The organism is Salinispira sp. (assembly GCF_059431795.1).
Genome location: NZ_JBXWXS010000020.1, coordinates 1 through 12,190, shown reverse-complemented (window position 1 = coordinate 12,190; position 12,190 = coordinate 1). Strand labels below are relative to the sequence as shown.

Below are 12,190 nucleotides of genomic sequence, written 5' to 3'. Positions count from 1 at the left end.
GCATAGAATTATGACTGCTCCCCGGGCAGCCTCAGGATAAAACAGGTCTGTTCATCACCGCTTTCCACATTGATGCTGCCCCCGTGGCGCTCAACCACAATGTCCCGGGCAATGCTCAGGCCTAATCCGGTACCTTGCCCGGTACCTGGTCCGCTGCTCTGGCTGTTCTGCTGACCATTCTGCCGGCCCGAATCCTTGGTGGAAAAGAAGGGTTCAAAGATCTGTTCCCGGATCTCCTCAGGGATCGCGGGGCCGTTGTTGCAGATTCGGAATCCCACGCCTTCTTCATCTGCGAAACTGCGGAGGGTAATGACCGGTCTTCCGTCCTCATTGTCCTGAACCGCATGCACAGCGTTGGTAACGAGATTGAGGATCACCTGATTAATCTCGCTGGAATACGCCTTCACCTGGGGAAGCTCCCCGTACTCCACCTGAAGATCAATCCGGCGGCTGGCCTCCATCAGCTCCCGGGTAATTTCCAGCGTACTCTTAATGCCCCGGTTCAGATCGTAGAGCTCCATCTCATCCCTTTTTCCTGGCCGGGAGAAGTGGAGCAGGTTATCCACCACCGCAAGGATCCGCTGGAACCCCTCCTCTGAATCCTGGAGAAGTTCGCGAATTGTCAACAGCTGATCCGATGGGATCTCGTTTTCAAATTGTACACCCAGGGCTTCAAGCTTCTTGCGTAGGACCCGGAAGTTGCTCTGGAGGTAGCCCACCGGATTACGCATTTCATGGGCGAGCCCCGCGGAGATCTGCCCGATGGAGGCAAGCTTCTCCCGGTGGATCAGGCGCATTTGGGTCTCTTTCAGTTCCTCGTTGGCCCGGCGGGCATCGTCCAGGAGGGCCAGACGCTCAAGGGACAGGCGCACCTCTTCACTAATGTCGGAAATCATTACCAGGGTGCCCACTTCGCTTCCCGGGACGCCTGGGGGGGTGGGTCGGGGCAGATTACGGATGGGGCGGACATACACGTCGAAGTGACGCTCTCTTCCGTTCATCTCCAACTGACGCTCAAAGCTGTGGCTCCGGTTCAAATCCGTATCTCCAAGAAGAGCCACCAGAAGAGGAATTTCATTGCGCTGCAGCCCCAGGTTTTTCCCGGATATACTCAGAAGGGCCCTGGATGTACAATTATTATCAATCAGCACACCCCCGGTATCAAAAATGAGGACCGCCTGATCCATGGAATCAATTACTAAGTTACGTGCCCGGGGAACAATCTGAAGCATTCTCTGCCAAAAGACCCCGATGAAGAAAAACACTCCGGTCACCGCAAAGGCTATGGGGGTAAAATCCTTATAGCGGAGAAAACTCAAAGGAAGCAGGTAGAGAAAATTCACCACAAGGGGAAGGGCCACCCCGGCGATCACCCAGAACGCCCGGTTCGCGTACACCCGGTCGGAGAGAATAATATAGCGGATAGTGATTAACGCGCCGAACAACAGCAAGGCATAATGGAACGCCCCGTTAAACCAAAACCAAAGCCCGTACTCGGGCTCCACGGTAGACACCCCGAAACGGGCCAGGTAATCCACCGCCACATAAATGAGCCCGTGCTGCCGGGCGGTAAGAACCAGAATGGTGGAAATCGCCGGAACCACCGAAAGAAACCCGAACAACAGCTTCCACCGGGAAATCCTGGCCTCGGTAAAAGAAAAGGCAAACTGCAGCCACACAATCGGAAGAGCCGAATAAAACGGAAACTGAGCCACCGCCCAGTTATACGTCCACGTCTCGCTCTCCGCCACCAGCTCCAGAATATTGGTAATTACCAAAAGCGCCGCCAGAACAAAGTAGGACATAAGAGCCTGCCCCACCGCTTCCCGGCGATACCGCCAGAGCACCACCTGGGTAACAATAATAATCCCCAGCGCAATAGGCGCAAGGATTAAAAACATGGTGTATTCCATTCGGGTTCTCCTGTTGATATTGGCGGCTATCCACCCCGCCGCTCTTGACCGCCCTCATGCGCTTCACTAGGCTGATATTATGAACGGTCAAAAAGAAATCCTCTGTATTGTAGATGACGAACCCCAGGTGCTCAAAGCCCTGAGCCGGGAGCTGGAAGACTTTTGCAACAGCTTGAACCTGGAATTGCGGACATACAAGGGTCCGGGAGCATGCAAGGAAGCACTTGCTGCAGACGCATCCCGCACCGCCGTACTTATCTCCGATCTTCGGATGGCCGAGCAGTCGGGAAGCGACTTCCTGCTGGAGGTACACCGGGATTATCCTGATATTGAGCTTATGCTCCTTACTGCATACAACGATATTCAGGAGATTCAGAAGGCCATTTCGGCAACCCTTCGAGCGCTGATCACCAAACCCTGGAACCCGGAAATCCTGGAAGCGGAGATTGAGAACGCCCTTTCCATCCGGCGGATGAAACAGGATAACCGGGAGTACATTCAAAAGCTGAACCGTCATCTCGATATCGCGGCTGATTTCCAGAAAAATCTTCTGGAAACCAGAATTCCCGATGTGAAGAATGCCCGGCTTGAGCTGAGCTACATGCCCCACCAGGCCCTGCGCATTGGCGGGGATTATTACGATATTATCAAACTGGGTGAAAACCGTTTCATCGCCATGCTGGGCGATGTCACCGGCCAGGGAATCCGGCCGTCTTTCGTCACCGCCATGCTCAAGGTCATCAGCCTCTCGCTGGGGAGCCCCAAGGAGGGAGACCAGGTGACCACCGGAGGCCTCATGACCTTTATGAACAAGCGGCTGTGCCAGGTACTGCAGAATGCCTCGGATATTCTCATAACCTTCAGTATTCTGCTTATAGATACCCAACGCATGACTCTGAGCATTTCCAACGCAGGCCATCTGCCGGTGTACACCATCAATTCCGGCGGCGTTACGGAGCACAAAATTGAGGGGCCTGCCATGGGCTTTTCCCCGGGAGTGCAGTATCAGCAGAAAGACATTCCCCTGAAACCCGGCGACTCGGTGGCGGTCTACACAGACGGTCTTTTAGAAACCAAATCCAAGGAAAACAAAATTAACTCCGAGGTAATCAAGAAATTTTTCCGTATGGCAGTGATGGATGAGAATTTCAATGAAACCTTTCTCAAACAGCTCAAGCTGGTGCGGGGGGAAGAAGATTTTCATGACGATGTGACGCTATTGTCGGTGAAGGTGTAGCGGAAATGTCAACATCGCTGCAGTCATTCGGCAGCTGTCCCACGCCCCGAGTTGTTCACGTCAGCGGTATTTCAATACTGCATGGCTCTGCTTAGAAGCCGGGGTCGGGAATATTCAGGGTAATCCCCTCCCCGCCGGTAAGCGTTTGGGGATATTCTTTTTGCGTTTCCACCATATAACACAAAAGCTCATCGTCGGCATCGCAAAGAACCATCCGCAGTGAAATGAGGCTGATGTTTTCTCCTGCCTCTACCCAGAGGCTCAGCGTCCCCGAGCGGCCGCCAAAGCTGCTTCCCACATTAATTGCCACTCGGCTATCCATAAATTCCTGCTCCAGCCAGGGACCGTCTACAGAGTAGGCATAGGCCAGCACAGCATTTGATGTTGATATTGTTGCTGATGGTGATGATGATGCGGAGCGTTCCTGCACATCAAAGGCTATCTCCTGGGGTGCGCCGGCGTTGAGCTTGTAGCCGTCGGGAACAAGGAGCGATATCTCCACAACTTCAGCGGAGAGCAACAGACCAGATAATCCGAGGAGCAGAATAAGGAGTATTTTTTTCACATGAAATTACCTACCATGTAATATATTATGATGGTAACCAGGTGTAATTAACAGCAAAATTGCGTGGTTACTGCCGCAAAAGGAGCATAATGGATGATGTTTTGGAAACGGGTCATCGCTGCAATAACAATTGCCGCAGCGTTCCTCCTGGCAACAGGCTGTGCAGGTATAGACAGCCGGGGCGAAACTGCCGGGACAGGAGAAACATCGGAAACCAGCGTGGAATGGCACGGGGTGTTGGTGGCCGGAGCATTCCGGGACCGCAGCTTAAAGATTGACAATTGGGATAACGCCATTAATGGCATGCTGGAAATTCTACTAGACGCGGGAGTATCCAAGGAAAATATTCGCATGCACAGCTCCCGGCCTGAATATATCGGCACTCAACGCAGCGGGATTACCCTGCAGCCGGCCTGGAAATTCAGAATAGAAAGTTCAATCCGGGAGTTCGACCTCCGCAGAGGCGATGGACTCATTGTGTATCTTACCAGCCACGGAGCCGATGATCGGGGGCTGGTTCTGGAATCTGAAGAAGATTTCCGGAATATTTACCGCCCCGGAGAACTGGATGAGCTTCTGGACAGCCTGCCGGATATACCGATCCTTGTATTTGTATCCGCATGTTTCTCAGGGGATTTTATCAGCGGGGAAGAAAGCATAGCCGGTGAGCAGAGGATGGTTCTCACCGCTTCCGCAGAAGATAGAAGCTCCTTCGGCTGTGGGGCCGGCAGTTACATGCCCGAGTGGGACAACAGCCTGCTGAAAGTTTTACGGGAAACGGATCCCAATGCAGAGTGGGCGGAGCTTATTCGCCGTCTGGAACGGCATATCGCCGAAAAAGAAGAACATTTTCCCGAAGACCGGAAATCTGATCCGGGGCACCTTCTTCCTTCAACTTCCGCACGCCATTTTCAGGATCTGCTTCGGGCCATCGGGGAATCCTGAATTTCTATTCAATCTTGATTTTTCTCCCGGGGGAAATTAGAGTTAAAACGTCTAAACTCTACTACGGGGAGATATAGTATGATTCACAAGATTTTCACTCAAAAGAACGGAATTCTGTACACGGGGGCATTGCTTGTTGTCAGCCTGATATTTTCATGCGCTACAACGATTCCCACACCCGAAAAGGGGACGGGAACCCTGGTGGTCATCCCCCTTCAAAACAATATTGAACATGACTTTGACCTACACTACAGCTACTATGTTCAGATTAACCATATTGCCAGCGACACACGGGCCCAAACCGTGCGCATTCCCGATAACCGGAATTATGTGGTTCTGCGTTCACTGGATCCGGGGGACTATTATATTGCCGGGTACCGCTGGCGCACAGAGTCCGATTCCGGAGATCTTCGGCCGCTGAATCGGGATGTATCTCCGTTTCGAGTCGAAGAGGGAACCCTCACTATCACACCTATCGGCTTCGGCTGGCATAAATTTCTGAACGAAGAGGGACGGCAGTCCTCCCGTTTCAGCGTTTTGAAAAACAAAGACGGAATTCTGCACAGGGAAATCCTGGGGCGCGTACGGGAAGAAAACCCTGAGAAGATTCAAGCATGGGAAATACCCCAATTCAGCGGCGACGCCATATTGTCCCGCATAGATGCCGTTCTTGCAGATGCCCCTCCTGTTCCCTTTGAACTGGAGTTCACCGACATTCTTACAGGAAGCACGATCTCCATGGATCAGTTGAAGGGCAAGGTGGTGGTAATCGACTTCTGGGCCAGCTGGTGTCCGCCCTGCGTGGCAGAGCTTCCCCATATGTTGGAACTGTATGAGCGGTACAAAGATCAGGGAGTGGAATTTATCGGTATCAGCCTGGACGAAGCTTCTTCCACGGTAGAGTCCTTTTGCCGAGAGCAGGGAATCACCTGGCCTCAGTATTGTGAAGACGGAAAAACCTGGGATACCCAGTTCAGCCGGGATTGGGGAATATCATCTATTCCAACGGTATTTATTCTGGATACGGATGGGAAAATCTACAGCCGGGAAGCACGAGGCAAGCTGGATTGGATGATTCCGGAACTTCTGGGTGTTCAGGATGATAGGGTTCTCGGGTTTTATAATTTTAACGGATCCGCTGCCAACAGTATTGAAAGGCCTCATGCATCAGGTAACCTGAAAATGAGAGCAAAGCTCCCGGACGACCAGGCAGAAAGCGCCTATGAGGCAATATCAAATTACATCGATTTCGAGAACAATGGAGCACAGCGCATACATGACACTGCCCTGGTGTTCAATTCCAGCATCGACAGAGATTTCCCCCCCTACGATTATGTACAACGGCCCCATATTTCCGTTCCCAATCTGACCAGCCGAGCATTCACCATGGGTTTGGGATTCACCGTCTCGGAGAATGGACGCTCCGTTCCCAGGCAAACCGTCTTCATGAATATGACCGACAGGAAGGCTCAAGGATATTTTGCCCAACGGCGCGCACGAATAGATGAATGGTGGTCATCTCTGAACCACGGGGAAATGAGTCCTGAAGAACGACGCTCGGCGAGACAGGAGTACGAGACACGGGAACAGGAAATATTCGATGACCTTGGAATACAAACTGAAGAACGACGCAGAATCACCCTCTTGCAAAGCGGATTTTTAGGACGCTGGTTTAACCTTCACCTGGAAAGTGATACTGGACGCACATGGGAGCTGGTGGCGGTGCTCAATAACATCGACTGGCGTTTCCCGGTGGGCGCACAAATAGAACCGGGCATAGCCAATAATCTCTTCGTGAACTTTGATTTTGCCTCCCGCACAATTGATTTTTGGGTAAACGGAGACCGGACAATTGTAGATATATCCCAGGTACCGGATCAGTCCTTCTGCCCCTCCGGAGGAGCGGAGAATTATGCCATGCAGCTGTTCCCTTTCGGCGCTCCTTCAGGCAGCCAAATGGATTATGCTTTTCTTGCAAACGGGAACCGATCCTATGAAGAAATTTCAACCTTGTTTGAAACATATTTTGAAGAATAGCTTTTTGTATTTTCGGTTTACATCAGCTAATATACAGATATGAAGTGCACAAAGGTTCTTTTGAGTTTCTTGTTTTTCTCGGCAGCCATAGGAATAATCGGGGCACAAAATATTTCTCTGGTTGCAGTGGTGGAAGTCTGGCCTCCCTACCGAATTGAGGCAGAAGAGGGGCTGTCCGGGATAGACATAGATCTTCTCCAGATCATTGAGGATGAGCTGGAGGTTCAGATAGAAATACAGCGCCGCCCCTTCGCCCGGGCGCTGGAGATGATCAGAAGCGGAAATGCCGATATTATTCCCGGCATCGCCTACACAGAAGATCGAGATGAGTACATCCGCTACTCTGCCAGCAGCTACTCGGTGGTTCAATCCGTGTTTTATGCCCACAAAGATCTGGCACCCCGAATCCGGAAATATGAGGATCTCTACAATTATCGCATCGGGTACTCCCTGAATTCGGCATATTTCGAACCCTTTAACTCCGATGAAGAACTTAGCAAACTGGGCCTTTCAACCGAGGCTCAGGCATTGAAAATGCTCGAATTGGGCAGGGTGGATGTAATTATCGGAACCAATCCTAACCTCGCCTACGACATTTCCCGGGGAAATCTCAGCGGAGAGCTCTTGCAGACAGCATACGTTCCCGAACCAAACACCCCCCTCTATTTGGGTTTCCCGGATAACGGAAAACACCCTGAGCTGTACCGTCAAATTGATACCATACTCCATACACTGATCCGTGATGGGAGGCTCGAATCTATATTAGATTCGTACCAATAGAGGATACCGGTGAAACGCAATTTACTAATCGAAACTGCCATTATTCTCACCATTGTTGCCATGCTTTCGGTAATCCTCTTCGGGGTAATTACCCTCATGCTCTCAAACAGCTACCTGATTAATCAGTTGAAAGATTCCTCCCATGAGACCGCAGACAGACTGCAGGAGATTCTTGTAACCCCCCTATACACCCTCAGCGATGAAACCGCAGTAAACATTACCCTGGCGTATCTTGGCTCGGGGGTTCTGGAAGGGATTATTCTGGAATCCAGCGCCAATGGCATTCTGTTCAATCAGGAACCTGAGAGTTCACAATACATTGGACCCTACATCCGGGAAATCAGCTTTGAAAATCTTGAACTCGGCCGGGTAACTCTATGGTTTTCCAATGAGAGAATTCTCAGCACCCAGCGTCAACTTCTGTTGATTATCAGCATTACCGTTGTGTCCATGTCCGCCGTATTACTTATGAGCATCTTCCTCCTGAGCCGCTTCAAGATCCAGAAAACCCTCAACGGTGTAATACACGGCATCGGGCAATTAAGCGAAGGGAACTACAGCTACAGAATAGAGCGAGAGCAACACCGGGATGTCAACCTCTTCATCGACCGCCTGAATGCCATGGCCGAGCATATTGAAGAAAAGGAGCAATCACTCCTGGAGCTCAATGAAAATCTTGAGCAAAAGGTGGCCGAACGCACCCGGGAGGTGGAAGAAACCTCCCAGCGTCTGCGAAACGCCGAGCGTCTGGTATCTCTGGGAAATCTGGTGGTGGGGATATCCCATGAGCTCAACACCCCTCTGGGAAATGCTCTCACCACGGTAAGTTATCTTGAAAATCTGGCGAAGGAGCTGCAGGAGGAGAAACAAACGGCCAAATCCAGGATGCTCGCCGAACCCATCGAACTCATTCAGAAAAACCTGAACAGGGCTATCCGGCTCATTAGAAGCTTCCGGCAAATAACCATCCCCCAGGAGGACAAGCCGCCCACACGGATCTATGTAAAAAAAAACCTGCAAGATGCGGCGGAACTCACTGCAAGCCAGATAGCAGGTAAGGATATCAGCGTCACGGTGGACGGCCTTGAGTTTGAGCTTGAAATATCCCCGGCTATTCTCTACCCCATCGTCTTTAACCTTATAGCAAACGCCGCAGAACACGGGTATGCAGCCTGGTCTGAATCCGGCGCTGAAACAACGCCCCAACAAACATCATCCCAACAAACATCGACCCATCAAACATCGGGACCGGTAGAATTCCAGCTGGAACGGCAGGATGGCAACATTTTTATTACGTGCACAGACCATGGTGCCGGCATAGATCCTTCAATTCTCCCCCAGGTATTCGAACCCTTTTTCACCACCAAACGGGGAGAGGGTAAAACCGGCCTGGGACTCTACATTGTCAATTCCATAGTCACCACTCAGCTGCAGGGCTGGGTGGAACTGAGATCAACCCCGGGCAGGGGAACGACGGTAATCATCACATTTCCTGCTTCATCTGTATCCGCTTAGCAGCCCACCGGGCCCGTGATGTATTACCGGAGTCACAGCCATGCCGGAGAACCAGCTTGAAAAGAATATATTTTGGGAGTACACTCCAACTATAAAGCCATAATTCAGGGGTGTATTCATGATTGAAAAGATATTCTCCACATATAAGAGGCTGTTAGGGCATACCCATTTCAAACATCATAGGTATATATATAAAGATTTTAACCTGAAAAACCGGCTGACAGGTTTAGTCGGGCCCAGAGGCACAGGTAAAACCACTCTGCTATTGCAATATATTAAAGAAAAATTGAACACTGATGACTGCATCTATGCATCACTGGACAACATCTATTTCTCTCAAAAGAAGGTATTTGATTTTGTACATGAATTGTATGAGATCTACGGTATTCGCTACTTTTTTTTTGATGAAGCACATAAATACCCCGGTTGGAACCAGGAAATCAAAAACATCTATGATTCATTTCCGGATATATCAATTGTTTTTTCAGGAAGCTCAAGTCTCGATCTGATCAAAGGTTCTTACGACTTGTCGAGACGGGGGGGTATATATAGAATCGGCGGCTTGTCATTCAGAGAATATCTCATGTTCAATAACATAGCCGTTGTAGAACCATTTTCTTTAGAACAATTATTGCAAGACAAGACCAAAATAGAAGCAGAAATAGGAGCAATTCCCAAGCTGTTAGTTCACTTTAAACAATATATCGGCTCGGGATATTATCCATTCATCCTTGAGGATTCAGATTCCTATGGTCATAAGATTCAGAGAATAGTTGAGAAAACAATATATGAAGATATTTCCAATCACTATAAGCTGAAAACAGAGAACCTCATACACTTTAAAAGAATACTCTCCTATATGGCCACAATTCCGCCAGGCTCACTCAACACAAACAATATCGCAAAAAACATCGGGCTGGATAATAAAACCATACAGAATTATCTGGATATATTGCATGAGACAGGCCTGATACAATTAATCCCAAGAAATACAGCGGGCAGCAATCTGCTGAAAAAGACTGAAAAGATTTTTCTCGATAATCCGGATATATATACATCTGTATGTGACGAAATCGGGTTCGAAGCGTCCAATGGAACACTGAGAGAAATTTTCTTTATCAAGATGATTATAAATTCAGGGAACACGCTGCATTACAGCGAAATCGGGAACTACACAGTTGGCGGGAAAAACTTTGAAATAGGAGGCTGGAACAAAACCTTAAAACAGATACGCGATCATTTGGAAAATTCATATCTGGTAAAAGACAATATTCTGCATGGTTCCAAATATGAGATACCCCTGTACCTGTTTGGATTTTTATATTGAGAAGCTATGTAAGCTTTTTGCCGTCGGTATTGCACATGACAGTACGGGTGGCGATGCAGTTCAGCTCGGTGTCAGCGGTTCTCATAAACAGCCGCGTGATTTCCCACATTAACAGGAACGATTGTGTCTTCGCTAATGATAAATTCCATGGTAATTCTGTAAACGGTATTTATGGAGACACTATGAAGGTCAGATAGTTTTCCCTTCAGGCGATGAAGACGTAATGAAGGATGATGTGGGTTCATTTCCAGTAATTGCAGGGTTTTTACATACTGACTTCGAAGCTCGGGATGACCGAGCAGGAATTTTTCTGCACGTTTCTCATAGCTATAGGTAAATACCAGTTTAGGCATGATCAATTCTATTTAAATGAGCACTGATTCCATCTGTGTACATATTACCAGAATCAAGATCCTTCCGGGTTTCATTCAGAGCTGCTTCCAGCTCACATTCACGAAGATAATTATACTTTTCAAGGCTCATCACCACGAATGTGTCTTTACCCCTTACGGTAATAATAGCTTCGCTGTTTTCTGAATCATCCAGCTTTATGGCAGACGCACCTTTCATCTTCAGTTCGTTGGCACTGATATGCAGCATATCTGAACCTCCCACAAATTAACGTACTTTTAATAGTACGATTAATAGGATTAATGATCAACGCTCATTCATCTGTTTGCACTTTTTAGCCACTCATAATAACATATGGATATGTCCTTCAGCCTTGGAGTTACAATTTCTGTTACGCCCGAATCTACGTGACGAAAAGGATAATATTTTTTCAGAATTAGCATTTGTTTCGAATGCTTATTTCCTGATTAACAGCAATATTAGAGATTTTACTTATCAAACAGAGTTAAAATTGGATAATTTCACCGTTATAACTCCCAAAGATTTCGTAAAATATTGGAGGGAAAAGCATGAAAAATAAAGCCTCAGTATTAACACTTCGCATTCCTGAAGAGTTAAAGCATAGCATTAAGAATATGGCCGATCAGCAGGGTGTTTCGATAAACCAGCTCGCCTTATACGCCCTTACGAAAGAAATACAGGAGATGAAAACACATAACTTACTGAAAACATACTGGGCGCACCGGGATGAAAAAGAAATCTCAGAGAACTTTGCTAAGGTATTAGATAAAGTGAAAGAGAAAGATAACGACGAAACAGTTCCCGACTGGGACGCAATTTAGAACTCAGGGAATATACCGGGCATCTCTTTCAGGTCAGTACATGAAAACCGGCCTTAAGCCTGCTTCTTTCGAGCCTTGTTGGCAAAGTGCAGCCAGGTAAAAAGTCCGGCGGTAACCAGCCATGCACCCAGGATGAAGAGGTCTGCTGCCAGCAGACTATTCCCGTTGTGAATGGCGAGACTGCGCCCAATAACGGAGAGGGTCATGAGGAGGTTCACCCCGTGCACCATGGCCAGAATCTGGCCGGTGGAGAAACCGAAGGCCAGAAGCTTGTGGTGAAGATGTTCCTTGTCCGGATGGTGGATAGGTTTGCGCTCCCTGATCCGGCGCATGATCGCAGCCACCATATCGATACTCGGCACAATGAGAACGGTAAGGGTAATAATGAAGCCCGCCTGGAAATGACTGGGATCGGTTCCGCCATCCCCCGCACCGATGAAAGCAAGAGCTCCCAGGGCAAAGCCCAGAAACAGACTCCCCGAATCTCCCATGAACACTTTGGCCTTGGGTTTGTTGAACACCAGGAATGCCAGCAGCGCACCCACCAGCATGAACGAAAAGAGCGCACCGCTCAGGTTGCCATTAATCACGTGGACCATACCGATCCCGGAAGCGGCAATAACACCTGTACCACCGGCGAGCCCGTCCAGGCCGTCAATAAGATTCAGCGCGTTGGAA

General features: G+C 49.0%; 12 protein-coding genes. 7 read left to right on the top strand and 5 right to left on the bottom strand.

Annotated elements, in window-relative coordinates:
* Positions 1-8: 8 nt before the first annotated feature.
* Positions 9-1,913 (bottom strand): histidine kinase N-terminal 7TM domain-containing protein, encoded by a 1,905-nt coding sequence (locus tag AC52PS_RS07570; RefSeq protein WP_495562446.1) that lies wholly within the window; start codon positions 1,911-1,913, stop codon positions 9-11.
* 79 nt (positions 1,914-1,992) lie between these two features.
* Here AC52PS_RS07570 and AC52PS_RS07565 point away from each other — a divergent pair, with 79 nt between their 5' ends.
* On the top strand, positions 1,993-3,150 hold the full coding sequence (locus AC52PS_RS07565; RefSeq protein ID WP_495562445.1) for a PP2C family protein-serine/threonine phosphatase: 1,158 nt from the start codon (positions 1,993-1,995) through the stop codon (positions 3,148-3,150).
* A gap of 91 nt (positions 3,151-3,241) precedes the next feature.
* Here the strand turns inward: AC52PS_RS07565 and AC52PS_RS07560 are convergent, their stop codons facing one another.
* Positions 3,242-3,715, bottom strand: a complete 474-nt coding sequence (locus AC52PS_RS07560; protein ID WP_495562444.1) for a hypothetical protein — start codon at positions 3,713-3,715, stop codon at positions 3,242-3,244.
* A 93-nt stretch (positions 3,716-3,808) separates the two neighbouring features.
* Between AC52PS_RS07560 and AC52PS_RS07555 the strand changes: the two genes are divergently transcribed.
* The 5 genes from AC52PS_RS07555 (at position 3,809) to AC52PS_RS07535 (ending at position 10,319) form a co-directional block, all read left to right on the top strand.
* Positions 3,809-4,660: a C13 family peptidase gene (locus AC52PS_RS07555; RefSeq protein ID WP_495562443.1), complete on the top strand. Its 852-nt coding sequence runs from the start codon at positions 3,809-3,811 to the stop codon at positions 4,658-4,660.
* A gap of 78 nt (positions 4,661-4,738) precedes the next feature.
* On the top strand, positions 4,739-6,697 hold the full coding sequence (locus AC52PS_RS07550) for a TlpA family protein disulfide reductase (RefSeq protein ID WP_495562442.1): 1,959 nt from the start codon (positions 4,739-4,741) through the stop codon (positions 6,695-6,697).
* Between the two features lie 39 nt (positions 6,698-6,736).
* Complete coding sequence (locus AC52PS_RS07545) at positions 6,737-7,477, top strand: substrate-binding periplasmic protein (RefSeq protein ID WP_495562441.1); 741 nt, start codon at positions 6,737-6,739, stop codon at positions 7,475-7,477.
* 9 nt (positions 7,478-7,486) lie between these two features.
* A complete protein-coding gene (locus AC52PS_RS07540) occupies positions 7,487-8,992 on the top strand; it encodes a sensor histidine kinase (RefSeq protein ID WP_495562440.1) in 1,506 nt (501 codons plus the stop codon).
* A gap of 118 nt (positions 8,993-9,110) precedes the next feature.
* A complete protein-coding gene (locus AC52PS_RS07535) occupies positions 9,111-10,319 on the top strand; it encodes an ATP-binding protein (RefSeq protein ID WP_495562439.1) in 1,209 nt (402 codons plus the stop codon).
* Between the two features lie 71 nt (positions 10,320-10,390).
* On the opposite strand, the gene AC52PS_RS07530 is transcribed toward AC52PS_RS07535, so the two are convergent.
* Together AC52PS_RS07530 and AC52PS_RS07525 are read right to left on the bottom strand one after the other, a co-directional pair.
* A complete protein-coding gene (locus AC52PS_RS07530; RefSeq protein WP_495562438.1) occupies positions 10,391-10,672 on the bottom strand; it encodes a type II toxin-antitoxin system RelE/ParE family toxin in 282 nt (93 codons plus the stop codon).
* Positions 10,665-10,919, bottom strand: coding sequence for a prevent-host-death protein (locus AC52PS_RS07525; RefSeq protein WP_495562437.1), 255 nt, complete (start codon positions 10,917-10,919; stop codon positions 10,665-10,667). The genes AC52PS_RS07530 and AC52PS_RS07525 overlap by 8 nt, the downstream gene beginning before the upstream one ends.
* Positions 10,920-11,239: 320 nt before the next feature.
* Here AC52PS_RS07525 and AC52PS_RS07520 point away from each other — a divergent pair, with 320 nt between their 5' ends.
* The gene (locus tag AC52PS_RS07520; RefSeq protein ID WP_495562436.1) at positions 11,240-11,512 is read left to right on the top strand and encodes a toxin-antitoxin system HicB family antitoxin; all 273 of its coding nucleotides are present in this window, start codon (positions 11,240-11,242) and stop codon (positions 11,510-11,512) included.
* Positions 11,513-11,565: 53 nt separating this feature from the next.
* On the opposite strand, the gene AC52PS_RS07515 is transcribed toward AC52PS_RS07520, so the two are convergent.
* Positions 11,566-12,190 (bottom strand): MraY family glycosyltransferase (locus AC52PS_RS07515; protein WP_495562435.1); only part of this gene is annotated, 625 nt, incomplete at its 5' end.